Below are 16,858 nucleotides of genomic sequence, written 5' to 3' on the forward strand. Positions count from 1 at the left end.
GGAAGGGGGCAGAGCTCCGTCTGCGCAAGAGTTGCCCGTGCACGCCGTGTGGTTGACAGCGGATTTCCTGGCGGGCTTACCGCAGTTTTCACGCGGGACGGCCCGGACCGTCGTCGGTCCGGGCCGTCCCGCCCGAAATCGTCAGGGCAGGGGAACCGTGTCCTGCGCCCTGTTCCTGCCGGACAGCCGCTGGCGGAGCACCGCGAAGGCCACCACGGCGGCGGCGACCAGGGTGGACAGGATCACCTGGTCGCGGCCTCCGCCGTCGGCCGTGTCGGTCAGCATGTAGCCCAGGACGAAGGTGATGAGGGCGATGGTCGCCCAGGTCAGGTAGGGGTAGAGCCACATCCGGACGACCAGCTTCTCCGGCGACTCCCGCTGGATGATCTTGCGCATACGCAGCTGGGAGAAGCAGATCACCAGCCAGACGAACAGGGCGATCGCGCCGGAGGCGTTGAGCAGGAACTGGAAGACCGTGTCGGGCCAGAGGTAGTTGAAGGCGACCGCGACGAAGCCGAAGACGACCGAGGCCAGGATGGCCGCGCGCGGTACGCCGCTGCCCGTCGTCCGGCCGAAGGCGGCCGGGGCGTCGCTGCGCCGGCCGAGCGAGAAGGCCATGCGCGAGGCGGTGTACAGGCCGGAGTTGAGGCAGGACAGCACCGAGGTCAGCACGATGGCGTTCATGATCTGCGCGGCGTGCGGGATGCCGATGGAGCTCAGGGCGGCGACGTACGAGCCGTCCTTCAGGATCGCCGGGTCGTCCCAGCGCAGCAGCGACACCACGACCAGGATCGAGCCCAGGTAGAACACCGCGATCCGCCAGATCACGCTGTTGGTGGCCTTCGTGACGGCGGCCCGCGGGTCGGCGGTCTCGCCCGCCGCCAGGGTGACGATCTCGCTGCCCATGAAGGAGAAGACGACCATCAGGACGCCGGTGAGGATCGCGCCTGGTCCGTTCGGCAGGAAGCCGCCGTGAGCGGTGAGGTTGGAGAAGCCGCTCGCCGGGTGGTCGGAGCCGGGCAGCAGCCCGAAGAGCGCGAGGCCGCCGAGCACGATGAACGCGGCGATGGCGACGACCTTGATGCCGGCGAACCAGAACTCGAACTCGCCGTAGGAGCTGACCGAGACCAGGTTGGTGGCGGTGAGGACGATCATGACGATCAGGGCCCAGCCCCACTGGGGCACCGCGGGGATCCAGCCGGCCAGGATCTTGGCCCCGGCGGTCGCCTCGACGGCGAGCACCACGACCCAGAAGAACCAGTACAGCCAGCCGATGGTGAAGCCGGCCCAGCGGCCGAGCGCGCGGTCCGCGTAGGCCGAGAACGAACCGGAGGTGGGGTTGGCCGCGGCCATCTCGCCGAGCATGCGCATCACGAGGACGACGAGGACGCCGACGAGCGCGTACGAGACGAGGATGCCGGGGCCGGCGGCGGCGATGCCGGAGCCGGAGCCGACGAACAGGCCGGCGCCGATGACACCGCCGATCGCGATCATCGACAGATGACGGCTCTTCAGTCCGGCCTGCAGGCCGCCGGACTCTTCCGTGGGCGGGCTTTCGGGGAGGGTTGTGGTCATCTCGACATCCAGGGGGAGTGCGGACAGGGAGTACGGACCAGGGGGGCGTCTGGAAATTAGTTCAGTACGATCCAAAAGAACAAGACTTGTTTAACTGTTCACCTTGCTCTATTTTTCGTGCAGCGCGGAACCCTCTCTTCCGGGAGCCCCCTGTGGACCACACCGTGACCCCGCTCGCCAGGCCGTTAAGGTGGCGCCGTGGTGAATGCACCGGGCAAGTTCGGCCCCTACAGCGGCTGGGACACGCGCGTCCTGGCCGGCCGGGGCCCCACGGGAGCGGAGCTCGTCCGCTCCCGGATCGCCCTGCGGGTGCGTCTGCGGTCCGTGTCGCCCGGAGACCGGCTGCCGGACGCGGGGGTCCTTGCCGAGGAGCTCGGGATCAGTGAGATCACCGTGCGCCGCGCGCTGGAGGCCATGTGCCAGGACGGCCTGCTCGACCGCCGTCGGGGCCGGGCGGGCGGGACCTTCGTCGCGGCGGACTGGGGCGCGGTCGTCGCCGTGATGTACGACGCCGACGAGGCGGCCGCGCTGGAGTCCTTCCATCTGCTGCTCGAGTGCGGGCTCGTGGCGCACACCGCGGGCGAGCTGCCGGACGGCCGGCTCGACGGGCTGCGGGCGCTGGTCGAGGAGATGGACTCGGCCGACGACCCGGCACGGCTGCTCGAACTGGAGACCCGCTTCCACCTCGACCTCGCGGAGACCCTCGGCGGCGCCGGGATCAGGGAGTTCGCCGCCGACCTGCTCGGCAAGCAGTGCCTGCTGCGGCCCGCGCCGGACCCCGCGGTCGTACAGGCCCGCAACCGCTGCCACGCCGATCTGCTCGACGAACTCGGCCGTGGCGCGATGGACCGGGCGGTACGAGCGGTGAAGGCACACCGGCACGCCGAACCGAACTGACCTCTCAGAAGGGAGTTGTCGCCATGGCTGAGTCCGGACCCGTCGGACCGTCGTCGACGTCGGGCCCCGCCGACGGCACCCCCCAGCGGCTGCGCGGCGGCGCCCTCGGCATGGCGGACATCGCCGCCGCCACGATGGCCAACGTCGGCCCGGCCATGAGCTTCTTCTTCGGCTTCGCCTTCCTGGCCACCACCGCCGGCGTCGCGTCCCCGCTGACCATCGTGGCGGCCGGGGTGGCGGTCGCGCTGTTCGGCAACACGCTGGCCGAGTTCTCCCGGGCGCACCCCTCGGCGGGCAGCTTCACGACCTTCGTGGGCAAGACCTTCGGGCCGGTCAGCGCGGTGACCACGGCTCTGCTCGCCGGACTCGGCTACATCATCGCGATGGCCTCCGTCATCGCGATCTCCGGCGGGTTCATGCAGATCACCCTGCACCACTACACCGGCGTCGACCTGCCGTGGATCGTCTGGACGCTGCTGCTGACCGGGCTGTCGGTGGTGCTGATGCTGCGCGGGATCGTGGTGTCCACCAAGTGGGCCGGCTACTTCTTCGGCGTGGAGATGCTCGTACTGGTCGTGGTCTCGGTCGCGGCGATCGTCGAGCACCGCGGTGACCTCTCGGTCGCTCCGTTCCTGCCCTCCCACCTCACCCACGGCATCAAGGGCCTCGCGGCGGGCTTCCCGCTGGCGGTGTACCTGTTCATCGGCTGGGAGAACTCGGCGGCACTGGCCGAGGAGACGGAGAACCCACGGCGCAACGTCGGCCGCGCCGTGTTCTCGTCCGTCGCGATCATGACGGTGAGCTACATCCTCTTCTCCTACGCCACGGTGACCGGCTTCGGCTACGACGTGCAGCGGCTCGGCGACTCCCGGATCCCCTTCGTCGACGTCGCCCAGCACACCCTGGGGGCGCTGGCGATCCTCGCCTACGTCGGCGGCCTGACCTCCACCCTCGGGGTGCTGATCGCGGGCATCAACTCCCAGGCGAGGCTGGTGTTCAACGCCGGACGCGAGGGGCTGCTGCCGTCCTTCTTCGGCTACGTGCACCCCACGCGCCGTACGCCGAACAACGCGATCGTCACCTTCACCGCCACCGCGCTGCTGATCATCGCGGGCTGGGGCCTGGGGCATGTGCTCGGGGACGGCGGTCAGATGAACCCGGTGGTCTTCTTCGCCGAGTCCTCCAGTCTGGGCGCGATCCTGATCCTGCTGGTCTATCTCGCGTCCAACATCGCGCTGCCGCTGTACTACCGCAGGTACCGTCCGCAGGAGTTCCGGCTCCTGCGGCACCTGGTGCTGCCGGCGGTCGGGGCCCTCGCCGTCCTGATCCCGCTGTACTACCTCGCCAAGCCAGGGCAGCCCGCTCCGTACAGCTGGTTCCCGTACGCGGCTCTGGCCACCCTCCTCGCGGCCGTCTGCTACGCGGCGCTCCTGGTCCGACGCGACCCGGGCCTGGCCGACCGGGTCGGTTCGGTCGTCGCCGACGCGGAGTGAACGCGGCGGTGACGGCCGCGGCTCGTCCCGCCCAGCGGGGGGTGAGGGTCGCCGGTTCACGACACCGCCGCCTCCATGTACTGGCCGAGGTAGTGGAACGCGCCGTCGGTGACCTCGTAGAGGAACATCGCGTCGTCGTTGTAGCCGTGCGACGGGCGGTACGCGACGGTACGGGTGATCCCGGTGTGCTTGACCTCTTGCAGCCGGTGGGCGATCGCGACACGCTCCCGCAAGGCCGTGCCGTCCTGCGCGCAGACCGCCGCCAGGAACATCACGGCGTCGTAGGCCTCGGCCGCGTACCAGCCGGGGGCGGAGCCGAACCGGGTGCGGTAAGCGGCGGAGAAGGCGCGGGCGGACGGGCGGACCGTCGGGTCGGTGAACGAGGTCGCGAAGACCCAGCCGGTCGCGGCGGCCCCTGCGGCGGTGAGGAATCCGGCGCCGAAGGCCTGTTCCGTGGCCATGCAGGTGCCGGTGAATCCGGCGGCCTTGAGGGCGGATGCCAGACCGGCGGTCCGTGCCCCGTCCCCCGTGCACACGACCGCGTCCGCGCCCGCGGACAGCACCGACGCGGCCAGCGCCTTGTAGTCGATCCTCCCGGCGGGGACGCTGGTCAGCGTCGCCTGTCGGCCTGCACTCCGCAGTCCCTTCTGGGCCAGGTCGCACAGCTTCCAGGCGGTGTCGCCCTGCGCCCGGTCGTCCACCAGGAACACCTTGCGCGCATCGACGTGGTTGCTGAGGTAGCGGACGCACGGAGCGGCGAGAAGCGTCCTCTCGACGTGCAGCGCCGCGTGGGAGCGGAACTGGTCGTAGCCGAACGACCTGCCGTCGAGACTGACGTCCACCGAGACGGTGACCTCCGGCATCGTCGCCTTGGTGTACGCGGCCTCGGTGCTCAGGAAGCACGCGTCGCCGGTGGGCCCCAGCACCGCGAGGACGCCGGCGTCCTTCACCAGCCGCCCGGCCAGGCTCGCGGCCCGGGCCGGGTCGCCGCCGTCGTCGTACGGGACCAGCTTCAGGCGAAGGGGACGGCCGCTCTGGGCGTTGACCTGTTCGACGGCCAGCCGGGCCCCGTTGAGCTGGGCGTTGCCGCTGTCCTTCGCGGGCCCGGTCAGGTCACCCTGGAACGCGACGACCAGTTGGGGACGCGCGCTCACCACGGGCGGGGTCGTCGTCGGCGTACCGCGGCGGGTGCTCCACCACCAGGCTCCGCCGCCACCGGCCGCCAGGACCCCGGCCGTCGATCCGAGGCGCAGGAAGCTGCGACGGCGGATTCCGGGTGCGACGGGTGGCGTGGCCGTGACGGCTGTCATCGTCGCGGCGTCCGGGGACACCGTGCTCGCCGGCGTGGACACCTGGGTCGGCTCGACGGCGTCGAGGGCGAGCACGGCCGCGGACCGGTCGCTGATCAGGCGGGTGACCGGCTCCGGAAGCCAACCCGCCGTGCCGCCCGGGCCGGGGCCGACGCTCGTCTCGAGCTCCGCTCGCAGGCGGGCGAGGGTGGGGCGGGCGGCCGGGTCCTTGTGCAGGCAGGATGTCAGCAGGGGCGCCAGGGCGTCGGGGAACGCGGCCGGGTCCGGCTCCTCGTAGACCGTGCGCAGCAGCACGCCCGCCGCCCCGCCGGCGCCGAAGGGCCGTACCCCGGTCGCGGCGAACGCGAGCACGCACGCCAGCGAGAACACGTCGCTGGGCGGGCCGATCTCCCCGCCGCGCGCCCGCGCCTGCTCGGGCGAGAGGAAGCCGGGCGAGCCCACGATGACGCCGCTGGAGGTGAGCGCCGTGGCCTCCGGGGCGCGGGCGATGCCGAAGTCGATGAGCCGTGGCCCGTCCGGGGCCAGCAGCACATTGCCCGGCTTCACGTCGCGGTGCACCAGCCCCGCCGCGTGGACCGCTTCAAGGGCTTCCGCGAGCCGGATTCCGAGCACCCGCACGGAGGTGACCGACAGCGGCCCGAAAAGCTCCACCGTCTCGGAGAGCGACGGGCCCGGCACGTACGACGTCGCCAGCCACGGCGTCTCCGCGTCGGCGTCGGCGTCCAGCAGCGGCACCACCCAGGGGCTCTGCACCTGCCGGGCGGCCTGCGCCTCGCGGCGGAACCGGGCCCGGAAACCCGGTTCCTCCGCGTACGCGGCACGGACCGTCTTGACCGCGGCGATCGCCCCGCCCGGCGCACGGGCCAGGAAGACGACGCCCATCCCGCCGGCGCCCAGCCGTCGCAGCAGACGGTAGCGACCGAGCCGGGACGGATCGCCGGCGCGCAGCGGCTCCATCAGACGGTGAGCGGCGCGGGGCCGCCGTACACGAAGGCGCCCTTCTCGACCCGCCAGAGGAAGCCGCCGGTGCCGTCGATGGCCATCAGACCGGACCTGGCCATCTGGGTGGTCAGATCGAAGGCGAACTGCTTGGTGATGCCCTCGTACCTCCCCGTCAGCACGGCTGCATGGAGGTTTTCCCGGGTGCGGCTCTTCGCCGGCAACCCGGACAGGGCCTTCAGCAGCATCCCGCTCACGTCGTAGGACTCCGCCGCGTACCGGGGCGGCGCCTCCTTGAAGCGCTCGCGGTACGCGGCCGCGAACTTCTTGGCCTCGGGCTTGCGGGTCGCGTCGATGACCGGAGCCACCATCGCCCAGCCCTCGGCGGACTGCTGAGCAGCGGTCAGGAAGCGGGAATCGAGCAGTGCCGGTCCTGACACCCGCGCACCCTGGAAGGACCGTTGCCCCAAGGCCGCGGCGATCAGAGCGCCACGGTCGGGCAGTCCGGCGAAGAACACGGAGTCGGCGCCCGCCGAGAGCACCGCGTCCACCACGTTGCCGAAGTCGTCGCGCATCGCGCTGACCACCTCCGGCACGGCGGGCTGCCGCGCGTTGGTGAGCTGCGTGCTGAGGGAGGTGGCGAGGTCCGTCCCGTAGTTGCCGGCCGGACGGTCGACGACGAGGCCGACCTTGCGCGAACGACCGGTGCTGCGGAGGTAGTTGCTGATGTATATGGCGAGCACCGAGTCGGGCAGCCGACCGAGCAGGAACGAGCTGAAACCCTGGATGAGGAGGCTCATGCTGCCGGGGGACACGGCGACGGCAGGCAGCCCCCGGGCGGCGTACTTCCCGAGCGCCGCCTGCGCCGTGGCGTCGGTGGTCGGGCCGACCACGGCGAGGACCGCCGGGTCGCCCGCGAGTTCCGCGGCGAGCCGGGCCGAGGCCGCCGGATCGCTCTTGTCGTCGACCGCTCTGACCTTCACGGTGAACGGGGCGTCGCCGCGCGCGTTGAACTCCGCGACGGCCAGCTGCAGTCCGCGCTCCTGCGCACGGCCCGTCTCCCGCTGCGGGCCGCTGAGGTCGCCGTGCAGCGCGAGGGTGTGCACGGGCCGCCGTGCGGCGGCGGGCGTGGCGCCCTTCGCGCCATCGTCCCGGGTCGACGCCCACCAGGCCGTGCCGCCCACACCCGCCGCGACGGCCACGGCCCCGCCGGCGAGCAGCAGGAAGCTGCGCCGGCCGGCCGGGCGGGCGTCCTGGGGCTCGGCCGGCTCGGCCGCCTGCGCGTCGGAGACCTGGTCGGGGTGTGTGTCCCGCACGTCGGAAGCGGCGTCCGGCGGGCTTTCCGATCCCGAGCCGGACCGTTCCGGGGAGGCGGCCGTGACCTGGGTGTGCTCGATGTCCGGCAGCGCGAGAGCGGCGGCGGACCGCTCGGCAATCAGCCGGGTGACCGGCTCGGGCAGCCATCCCGACGCCCGCTCGTCCTGCGGCTCGGCCTTCTGCTCTCCCTGCGGCGCCCTCTGCAGTGTGATCCGCGGGTCGCTCCGGGGTCCGTCCTGCGGGTCGCTGTCGGATTCGTCCCGCGGGTCGCCCAGCGGCCCGGCCTGCGGCCCGGCCTGCGGCCCGCCCTCGGCCGTCAACCGCCGCACCAGCTCCGCGGCGTCCGGACGCCGGGCCGGGTCCTTCTCCAGGCAGGCTTCCACCACTTCGCGCAGCGCCGCCGGGATCCCGTCCAGGTCCGCCGGATCGTGCGCCGCCCGGTACAGCAGGGCGTCGACCGCTCCGCCGCCGAACGGTGCACGGCCGGTCGCCGCGAACGCCAGGACGCAGCCGAGGGAGAACACGTCGCTCGCCGGCCCGATGTCGTCGCCACCGGGTCCCGTGGCCTGCTCGGGCGAGAGATAGCCGGGGGTGCCGACCACCATGCCGGTAGCGGTGAGCGCCGTGTCCTCCGGCGCCCGGGCGATGCCGAAGTCGATGAGCCGCGGACCGTCGTGGGCGATCAGCACATTGCCCGGCTTCAGGTCCCGGTGGACCAGCCCGGCCCGGTGCACCTCGCCCAGCGCCTCGGCCAGCCGGGCCCCGAGCAGCCGCACCCCGGGCTCCGGCAGCGGCCCGTACCCGGCCACCGCCTCGCCCAGCGACGGGCCGGGCACGTACGCCGTCGCCAGCCAGGGCGCCTCGGCGTCCGCGTCGGCGTCCACCAGCGGCACCGCCCACGGGCTGTGGACCTGCCGGGCCACCTCGACCTCGCGGCGGAACCGCTCCTTGAAGCCCGGCTCCTCGGCGTACTCGGCCAGCAGCACCTTCAGCGCCACCAGGGCGCCGTTCGGGGTGCGCGCCAGGTAGACGACGCCCATGCCGCCGGCCCCGAGCCGGCCGAGCAGACGGTGGTCCGCGATGTGCGCGGGGTCGGAAGAACGCAGCGGTTCCATCAGCTCTTCCCTCCGAGCTCGGACTCGATGCGGCTGAGCATCGTCGTGATGCCCTGCGACGCGAACGGCACCAGATCGTTGGGCTTGTAGCCCTCGGCGCCCATCACCGACACCGCCACGGTCACCGTGCCGAGCCGAGCGACGAACCAGCGGTACGCCTGCGCGCTCGTCCCCGTGAGGTAGGAACCTATTTCGACCACCGTGTCGTCGGCGTAGGTGTTGCCGCCCTGGCCGTAGGGACTGGCGGTCGACATGAGCCCGGCTATCTGCTCGTCGGTGCGGACCTGCTGCAGCTGGCAGCGCAGCGGCTCTTCCAGGGTGGTGGACAACTGCTGGTCCGCGTCGCGGACCGTGGCGTGCACGGTGACCGCCGCGGTCACCTTCAGCGTTCCCTTACCGCCGGCGCCCGGCAGCTCGCTGTAACGGGACAGCGAGGCCAGGACGGTTCTCGGAAGGGGCCGGCGCTGCCAGCGGCACTGCGCGTCGAGCACGGCGACGGTGCCGGGGGCACTCGCGGCGGGCTGCTGGGCCCGGAAGCGCGAGCCCCAGGCCTGTGGCTGCAACGCGACCGCCTGCGCCAGTCGCTCGGCCTGACGCCCCGTCCGGGGCACCTCGGCGGGGTCCGCCTCGAACGGCGAAAGCGACGCGGTGCCCCCGCCCGGCGAGGAGGCGGACGAGGAGGCCGCGCCGGACGCGGACGGCGCCGCGGACCGTGCGGACGCCGAAGGGCTCGGCTCTGCCGCCTTGTCGTCCCCGGCGCCGCAGCCGCCCAGCAGCACGGCTGCCGCGGCCGCCGACGTCGCGGCCCTCAAGGGCCACGTCGTTCTCAAGGGCCAAGTCGTCCTGCGTCTGCCTGTGTTGTCGCCCATGCCCGCCCCTCCGCCTCGGCGCCCCCGCTTCGCGTGCGGTGATCGTACAGAGGTACGCGAGAAGTGGACGGACGGTTCCGTGAACGGAGTTCGGTCTTCAGTGCGGCCCGGACCCGGCGGACCCGGCGGACCATGGCCATGCGCCGTGCCGCGTCTCGCGACCGGCTCCGCCGAGAGGAACGACGATGCCGTCCTCGCGGCCGCGGCGGGGCTCTCGTCTGACCGGCTTTCTGACGGTCAGGGCGCTGGTGCCTGCGCCGGCGGATCGCCCGCGCCCTCCAGGGACCGCTCCGCCACCCGTGCCAGATGCCCCGCGAAGACCGCCTCCGCCTCCGGGGTGAGCGTCCGCAGCGCCACCAGTGCCGTGATGACCACGTCACACAGCTCGCTCTGCACGTCGTCCCAGGTGTGGCTGACGCCCTTGCGGGGGTTCTGGCCGGTCACCCCGATCACGGCCTGCGCGACCTCACCGACCTCCTCCGACAGCTTCAGCACCCGCAGCAGCAGGCCCTCCCTGCCGCCGTGCGCCTGGTCGGCGTCGAGCCACCTCGACAGGGCGTCGACGGTGGCCCAGAGACCGGCGGGTCCCACAGGGGCGTCGGATCCGGTGGGCACGGACTGCGAGGGCTGCGGCTGGATGCTCATGGCCGAAGCGTGTCAGGCCTGCTGGCCCGCAGATCCCGAGTCCGGGGGTCACGGGCCCCGAGTCCGGGGGTCACGGGCCCCGAGTCAGGGGGTCACGGGCCCCGCCGTCCGGGGGGCACAGCCCCGAGTCCGGGGGGCGCGGGCCGGGCCACAGCCCCGCGTCCGGGGACCGCTGTCCCGCTCCGCAGGCCGCAGTCCCCTCTCCAGGCCGCGCAGTTCCGCTTCCCGGGCCGGGCCGGGCCGAAGGCCGAAGGACGAACTGCTGCATCCGGGGGCCACGGCCCCCGGGTCCGAGGCAGCGCGGACCGGGCCACGGCCCCGCGTCCCGGGCAGCGCGGGGCGGGTCGGAGTCCCGCGTGTCGGCTGCGTGGGCCGGGTGGGGCTGCCGGCCGGCCTGGGCTGCGCGGGTCCGGTTACTCCTCGAACAGCACCTCCTGTTCCCCCTGCTCCCGCCTGCGCAGCCGCTTGGCGCGCATGCCGATGACCGCCGCCGTGGCCGCCGCCGTCGCGCCCAGCGCCGCCGGGACCATCCAGCCGCGGTCGACCAGGTGGCCGAGGGCGTGGTCGAGGGAGAGGCGGCCCGGGCCCGTGACGGCGAGGCCCGCGGCGGCCAGGCCCAGGGAGGCCGCGTGCTCGTAGCCGCCGCTCTGTGCGAAGAAGCCGTTGGGGAGGTGGACCGCGGAGGCGCCCGCCATCGCGCCGGCCGCGGCCGCGCCCGCCGCCGGGGTGGCCAGGCCGAGCGCCAGCAGCGTGCCGCCGCCCGCCTCCGCCAGGCCGGCCGCCGTCGCGCTGGCCTTGCCGGGCGCGTAGCCGACGGACTCCATGAACTGGCCGGTTCCTTCCAGACCGTGCCCGCCGAACCAGCCGAACAGCTTTTGCGCGCCGTGCGCCGCCAGCACTCCGCCGGTGCCCAGCCGGAGCAGCAGCAGTCCCAGATCACGACGGTCGTAACAGGTCACGGTGACTCCCTGAGCAGAAAGGCGCGGACGTAGAGGAACGGGAACAGAACAGAAACAGACAGGAACAACCCCCTCCGCGTTTCCACCGTCGCACCACTCACACCCGTCCGGCCCGTCCTGGACGCCGTTCGGGTGGCGGGGCCCGGACAGCGGTGTGAGGGTGACCCGTATGGCGATCCAGATCGACAGACTCAGCGACCCGGCCGTCCGCGCCTTCGTCGCCGCCGTCAACTCCCATGACGAGGAGGCGTTCCGCAGCCTGCTCACCCCCGACGCGACCATGGCGGACGACGGCTCCGACCGTGACCTCTCCCAGTGGATCGACCGGGAGATCTTCTCCTCCCACGGTCACATGGACGTCACCAAGGAGTCGGACGGCGGGCGCGCCCTCATCGCCGACTACCGCAACGACACCTGGGGCGAGATGCGCACCAGGTGGAGCTTCGTCGTCGAGGACGACGGCCGGATCTCCCGCTTCGAGACCGGGCAGGCCTAACGCCGCCTGACCGAACGCCCCCTGACCGAACGCCCCCTGACCGAACGCCCCCTGACCGAACGGCCCCTGACCGAACGGCCCGCGGCGGGTCGGCCCCTGACCGAACGCCCCCTGACCGAACGGCCCCTGACCGAACGGCCCCTGACCGAACGGCCCGCGGCGGGACGGCCCCTGACCGAACGGCCCCGGGCGGGACGGCCCCTGACCGAACTGCCTCGGGCGGGACGGCTCCGGGCGGGACGGCCCCGCCGCCTCCCGTGTCGGCGAGGAGAGGTGTCGGCGAGGACGGCCGCAGGGGCCGTCCTCCGCCCTTCGAGGCGGTGAACGGCCCCTGCGGGCCGGGCCGGGCCGGTCGGCCCGTGGAGGTCGCTTACCCGGAGCGGACGGCCGCCTGTTCCGTCAGTGTGAGCAGGCCTGCCTTGATGGTGGCCAGGCGGGGGGCCCGGCGGGCGATCGACGAGTCGTGGGTGACCATGACGAACGTCAGCCCGTACTCGTGCCACAGCCCTTCGAGGACCTCCATGATCTCGTCGCGCATGCCCTCGTCGAGGTTGCCGGTGGGCTCGTCGGCGAGCAGCACCTTCGGCTTCTTGACGAGCGCGCGGGCGATCGCGACGCGCTGCTGCTGACCGCCGGAGAGTTCCGCCGGGGCGTGCGTGCGCCGCTCGCCCAGGCCGACCGAGCGCAGGGCCTCCGCCGCGCGCTCGCGCCGCTCCGCGGGCTTCACCCCGAGCGGGACGAGCGCCGTCTCGACGTTCTCCTGCGCGGTCAGCGTCGGGATGAGGTTGAACGACTGGAAGATGATGCCGATCTTCTCGGCGCGCAGCCGGGTCAGCTTCGCCTCGCTGACGCGCGCGAGGTCGACGCCGTCCAGCTCGACGCTGCCCTCGGTCGGGCGGTCGAGGCCGCCGATCATCTGGAGCAGCGTCGACTTCCCGCCGCCCGTGGGGCCCTGGATGACGAGCTGGTCGCCGTCCGCGATCGTGAGGTCGATGCCGCTCAGCGCCTCGACCGTCTCCTTGGCGCGCGTGTAGCGCTTGGTGACGCCGGTGAGGTTGTACATGGGGTCTCCGGGTTCTCCGTGTTCTCCGTCCTCCGCGAGGGAGGTGACGGGGGGATGTGACGGCTGGTCGGGGCGCGGGTCAGGAGACGCTGCGCAGGGCGTCCGCCGGGCGCATCCGGGAGGCGCGCCAGCCGCCCATCGCGCCGGCGATCAGGCCGCCGGCGATCGCGAGGCCCACCGCGAGCGCGATCGTCGTGACGGAGACCGGGGCCGAGAGGGCGATCTCCATCGTGTTCGACGCCGACTGCTGACCGGGACCGCCGCCGCCCGGGCCGCCGCCCATGCCGCCACCGCCGCCGGTGTTGCCGAGCTCGGCGGTCAGTTTCGGGCTGATCGCGGTCACCGTGTACGCGGCGGCCAGGCCCAGGGCGATGCCGAGGGCGCCGCCGAGGAGGCCGTTGACCATGGACTCGCCGACGACCTGCCGGGTCACCCGGCGGCTCGGCCAGCCGAGCGCCTTGAGGGTGCCGAACTCGCGCACCCGGCGGGACACGGCGGAGGAGGTGAGCAGCGCGGCCACCAGGAACGCGGCGACGAGGACGGCGATCGACAGCCACTTGCCGACGCTGGTCGCCAGGTCGGAAGCGGTGGAGAGGGAGCCGGAGACCGTCTCGGCCAGGTCGGCGGAGGTGGTGACCGTCGTACCGGAGATGTTCTTCTGGATCGTCGCCTTGACGGTGTCGATCTGCTTGGAGTCGGTCGCCTTGACGTAGATCGTGGTGACCTGGTTCGCCGCGTCGGCGAGGGTCTGCGCCTGCTTGAGCGGCAGGTAGACGTCCGTGGTGGAGTCGCTGCTGTCGGGCGTGGCAATGCCGATGATCTTGTACTTGGTGCCGGAGATCTTCAGCGTCGATCCGACCTTGTACGAGTTCTCCTTGGCGTACGACTTGCTGACGACGGCGACCTTGGCGTTGGTCTGCGCCGACGTGAACGTCACGCCCGAGGAGATCTTGGAGGTCGCCAGCGGGCCGAGGTCCTGGTCGGTGACGTCGACACCGGCCACGGAGTACGAGTTGACGTCGAAGGAGGCGCCGCCGCCCTGGACCTGCGGGGCCGCGGTGGACCCGCCGTTGCCGCCGCCGGGGCCGCCCTGGCCGCCGTTGCCGCTGGTTCCACCGGTGGAGCTCTGTGCCTTGCCCTGGGTGAAGGAGCCGTCGACCTTGGTGACGTTCAGGGTGAGCGCGCCGACCGCGGCCGCCACGCCCTTCTGGTCGGCGACCTGCTTGACGAGCGCGGCCTTCAGGGCCTGGCCCCCCTGCGTCATCACCCGGTCGGAGCTCTGCTCGGCGTCGTCGTCGTCCTCGGACGAGGCGTCGAACTCGAATCTGGGGCCCCCGGAACTGTTGCCCGTGGGAGCCGTGCGGGCTTTGGTGACGGTCATGTCGGTGCCGAGGCCGTACAGCGACTGCAGGACCTTGTCCTGTGCCTGCGTCATGCCGGCCGACACCGAGTTGACGGTGATGACCAGCGCGATTCCGAGCGCCAGACCCAGGGCGATGACCAGGGCGGCCTTCTTGCGCCGGCCCAGTTCACGCTTGAGATAGATGCCAAACATCCCGTTCCTCTGAGGTTCTTGGCGCCCGCTGTGGGCGCGGCCACAACCTAGGGAGAAACCATTGAGTCGTCCTGAGTAAAAGATGTGTAAGGACTGAGAATGCGGGCGGCCGGATCAGAATTCCTTGAGACAGCTGATTCCTAGGCTGTGGAGGGGCTTTTCCCAGGTGACAGGGGTTGGGTGGGGATTTCCTTTTTCCTCGAAACCCCTTGTACGGTCCCGCAGTGCACGCATTCCGCAGCCCGTCCTCGGGCCCGTCGCCGCGCCTCTCCCGGCGCTCCCTGCTGGCCCTCGCGGCCGCCGCGCCACTGACCGCCGCACCGCTCGCCGCGGGCCCGGCGGCCGCCGCGTCCGACGTGGTGGTCGGCGGCGCGCGGCTCGTCGCCGACGGCGTCCAGGTGAACGGGGGCACCGCCCCGCCGAAGAGGCTGACCGCCCGGGCCTGGCTGCTCGCCGACCACGACAGTGGCGAGGTGCTCGCCTCCTACCGCGCGCATCTGCGGCTCGCGCCCGCCTCCACGCTGAAGATGCTGTTCGCGGACACCCTGCTGGACCGGTTCGAGCGCACCGAGCGCTACTCGGTGACCGACGCGGACCTGGCCGGCATTCCGTCCGGCTCCAGCCTCGTCGGCGTGAAGGCCGGGATCACGTACACCGTCGAGCAGTTGTGGCAGGGCGTGTTCCTGCGCTCGGGCAACGACGCCGTGCAGGTGCTCGCCCGGATGAACGGCGGGGTCGCCAAGACGGTCGCCGAGATGCAGGCGAGGGCGGTCGACCTCCAGGCGCTCGACACCCACGTCGTCAGCCCCGACGGTTACGACCGCAAGGGCCAGCTGTCCTCCGCCTACGACCTCGCCCTCTTCGCCCGGCACGGCCTGCGCGACGCCGACTTCCGCGCCTACTGCGGCACCAGGGCCGTCAGCTTTCCGGCCGGGGGCGGGAAGACCTTCCGGATCGAGAACACCGACCGGCTGCTGTCGGGCACGTACGGGGTGACTCCGTACCCGGGCCTGATCGGCGTGAAGAACGGCTTCACCAGCAACGCCGGCAACACCTTCACCGGCGCCGCGACCCGCGCCGGGCGCACCCTCGTCGTGACCGTGCTGCATCCGAAGAGCGGTCACAACGCCGTCTACGAGGAGACGGCGGCGCTGCTCGACTGGGGCTTCGCGCAAAGTGGTTCGATGCGGGCGGTGGGAACGCTGGTCGAGGCGTTGAGCGAGGGCGGGACCAGGGCGAGCGCCTCGGGAGGGTCGAGCGGGTCGTCCGCCGGGACGGTGCCGCGTGCCGGGGCGGAGGCCTCGTCCGTGGGTGGCGGTCCGGACGGCTGGGGCGTGCTCGGCGGGGCCGCGGGTGCGGTGGCGCTGGTTGCGGGCGGGGTGTACGCGCTGCGGCGCAGGCACCGATCCGGTGCGGTGCCGCCGGCGACCGGTGAGGCGCCGCCCTCCACAGGTGGAGCGCCGTCCGCCGGTTGATGGTGGGGCAGCCGTCCCACGGCGCCGGTGCGTACCTCGCGGTCCCGGCGAGGTCCACCCCCACCCGGCGCCCTGGGACGGCTGCCCCTCCCCCCGTCGGTGTGGCTCGTGGCAGTCCCGTGCGGAACTGTCGTGGTTCAAGTGTGAAGTTCTTGTGTGGAAGAGTTGAGCATAGGTCCGCCATCGGCCGCAATGGTGCGGATGATTAAACTCCGCTTGTGCAGGTTGAGGAGTTGACTGTCTGTCGGCCGCCGGTGCGCCGCCCGCGGCTTCCGCCTCAGCCCCGCCCCACGTACGGCATCGCCGTCGCCAGCACCGTCGCGAACTGCACGTTCGCCTCCAGGGGCAGCTCCGCCATTTGCCGCACCGTGCGCGCCACGTCGGCGACGTCCATCACCGGCTCCGGTGCGGTCTCCCCGTTGGCCTGCAGTGCGCCCGTCTGCATCCGCGCCGTCATGTCGGTGGCCGCGTTGCCGACGTCGATCTGTCCGACCGCGATGCCGTGGGCCCGGCCGTCCAGCGAAAGGGACTTGGTCAGGCCGGTGAGGGCGTGCTTGGTCGCGGTGTAGGGCGCCGAGAGCGGGCGGGGCGTGTGCGCCGAGACGGACCCGTTGTTGATGATCCGGCCGCCCCGGGGATCCTGCTCCTTCATCTGGCGGTACGCCCCCTGAGCGCACAGGAACGCCCCGTTGAGGTTGGTGTCCACCACGTGCCGCCAGGCGTCGTAGGGGAGTTCCTCGAACGGCACGCCACCCGGCCCGAACGTGCCCGCGTTGTTGAACAGCAGGTCCAGCCGCCCGAAGCGCTCGCGCACGGCGTCGAAGAGGGCCGTCACGTCCTCCGGGCGTGAGACGTCCGTCCGTACGGCGAGACTCGGGGTCCCGGGCGCCAGCGCGGCCGTCGCCTCGAGGGTCTCGGTGCGCCGCCCCGCCAGCGCCACCGACCAGCCCGCGCGCAGCAGTTCCACGGACACCGCGCGCCCGATCCCGGAACCGGCGCCGGTGACGATCGCGATCTTCGTGCGGCCGGCGGTCCGGCCGGCGTTCTCGGTCTTGTCGGTCTTCTCGGTGTGCTCCGCATTCATGGGCCCGCAGCGTACGTGGGCACGGATCCTTCGCGTCCGGCATGCGGAACGCGCGCGTCCGCCACC

Annotated in this window: 13 protein-coding genes; 4 read left to right on the forward strand and 9 right to left on the reverse strand. The window is 72.5% G+C overall.

Translation table 11 applies throughout. The annotated features are described in order from the left end of the window. Nucleotides 1–141: 141 nt before the first annotated feature. The gene (locus ACIPFH_RS04350) at nucleotides 142–1,575 is read right to left on the reverse strand and encodes an amino acid permease (protein ID WP_401822925.1); all 1,434 of its coding nucleotides are present in this window, start codon (nucleotides 1,573–1,575) and stop codon (nucleotides 142–144) included. 198 nt (nucleotides 1,576–1,773) lie between these two features. On the opposite strand from ACIPFH_RS04350, the gene ACIPFH_RS04355 reads away from it, so the two are divergent. Then, the gene (locus ACIPFH_RS04355; RefSeq protein ID WP_401822926.1) at nucleotides 1,774–2,472 is read left to right on the forward strand and encodes a FadR/GntR family transcriptional regulator; all 699 of its coding nucleotides are present in this window, start codon (nucleotides 1,774–1,776) and stop codon (nucleotides 2,470–2,472) included. A 23-nt stretch (nucleotides 2,473–2,495) separates the two neighbouring features. Next, nucleotides 2,496–3,965 carry an APC family permease gene (locus ACIPFH_RS04360; protein ID WP_401822929.1) on the forward strand — a complete coding sequence of 490 codons (1,470 nt, stop codon included), beginning with the start codon at nucleotides 2,496–2,498 and terminating at the stop codon, nucleotides 3,963–3,965. Nucleotides 3,966–4,021: 56 nt separating this feature from the next. Here ACIPFH_RS04360 and ACIPFH_RS04365 read toward each other — a convergent pair whose 3' ends face one another. The 5 genes from ACIPFH_RS04365 to ACIPFH_RS04385 form a co-directional block, all read right to left on the reverse strand. Next, nucleotides 4,022–6,232, reverse strand: coding sequence for a bifunctional serine/threonine-protein kinase/ABC transporter substrate-binding protein (locus tag ACIPFH_RS04365; RefSeq protein WP_401822932.1), 2,211 nt, complete (start codon nucleotides 6,230–6,232; stop codon nucleotides 4,022–4,024). After that, nucleotides 6,232–8,646: an ABC transporter substrate-binding protein gene (locus tag ACIPFH_RS04370; RefSeq protein ID WP_401822934.1), complete on the reverse strand. Its 2,415-nt coding sequence runs from the start codon at nucleotides 8,644–8,646 to the stop codon at nucleotides 6,232–6,234. The genes ACIPFH_RS04365 and ACIPFH_RS04370 overlap by 1 nt, the downstream gene beginning before the upstream one ends. Next, nucleotides 8,646–9,458: a hypothetical protein gene (locus ACIPFH_RS04375; protein ID WP_401822936.1), complete on the reverse strand. Its 813-nt coding sequence runs from the start codon at nucleotides 9,456–9,458 to the stop codon at nucleotides 8,646–8,648. Before ACIPFH_RS04375 ends, ACIPFH_RS04370 begins: the two co-directional genes overlap by 1 nt. A 294-nt stretch (nucleotides 9,459–9,752) precedes the next feature. Next, nucleotides 9,753–10,160: a MazG-like family protein gene (locus tag ACIPFH_RS04380; protein ID WP_401822937.1), complete on the reverse strand. Its 408-nt coding sequence runs from the start codon at nucleotides 10,158–10,160 to the stop codon at nucleotides 9,753–9,755. Nucleotides 10,161–10,573: 413 nt separating this feature from the next. Further along, on the reverse strand, nucleotides 10,574–11,119 hold the full coding sequence (locus ACIPFH_RS04385) for a DoxX family membrane protein (RefSeq protein ID WP_401822939.1): 546 nt from the start codon (nucleotides 11,117–11,119) through the stop codon (nucleotides 10,574–10,576). Between the two features lie 169 nt (nucleotides 11,120–11,288). On the opposite strand from ACIPFH_RS04385, the gene ACIPFH_RS04390 reads away from it, so the two are divergent. Continuing rightward, nucleotides 11,289–11,615, forward strand: coding sequence for a nuclear transport factor 2 family protein (locus ACIPFH_RS04390; RefSeq protein ID WP_401822941.1), 327 nt, complete (start codon nucleotides 11,289–11,291; stop codon nucleotides 11,613–11,615). A gap of 370 nt (nucleotides 11,616–11,985) precedes the next feature. Here the strand turns inward: ACIPFH_RS04390 and ACIPFH_RS04395 are convergent, their stop codons facing one another. Next, nucleotides 11,986–12,678 carry an ABC transporter ATP-binding protein gene (locus tag ACIPFH_RS04395; RefSeq protein WP_401822942.1) on the reverse strand — a complete coding sequence of 231 codons (693 nt, stop codon included), beginning with the start codon at nucleotides 12,676–12,678 and terminating at the stop codon, nucleotides 11,986–11,988. A gap of 79 nt (nucleotides 12,679–12,757) precedes the next feature. Further along, nucleotides 12,758–14,233, reverse strand: a complete 1,476-nt coding sequence (locus tag ACIPFH_RS04400; protein ID WP_401822943.1) for an ABC transporter permease — start codon at nucleotides 14,231–14,233, stop codon at nucleotides 12,758–12,760. Between the two features lie 224 nt (nucleotides 14,234–14,457). Here ACIPFH_RS04400 and ACIPFH_RS04405 point away from each other — a divergent pair, with 224 nt between their 5' ends. After that, entirely contained in the window at nucleotides 14,458–15,708 is a 1,251-nt protein-coding gene (locus ACIPFH_RS04405) for a D-alanyl-D-alanine carboxypeptidase family protein (protein ID WP_401822945.1), read from the forward strand. Nucleotides 15,709–15,985: 277 nt separating this feature from the next. Here the strand turns inward: ACIPFH_RS04405 and ACIPFH_RS04410 are convergent, their stop codons facing one another. Further along, complete coding sequence (locus ACIPFH_RS04410; RefSeq protein ID WP_401822947.1) at nucleotides 15,986–16,792, reverse strand: SDR family oxidoreductase; 807 nt, start codon at nucleotides 16,790–16,792, stop codon at nucleotides 15,986–15,988. Between the last annotated feature and the right edge of the window lie 66 nt (nucleotides 16,793–16,858).

The sequence above is a fragment of the Streptomyces sp. NPDC088157 genome (assembly GCF_044741545.1).
Lineage (GTDB): Bacteria > Actinomycetota > Actinomycetes > Streptomycetales > Streptomycetaceae > Streptomyces.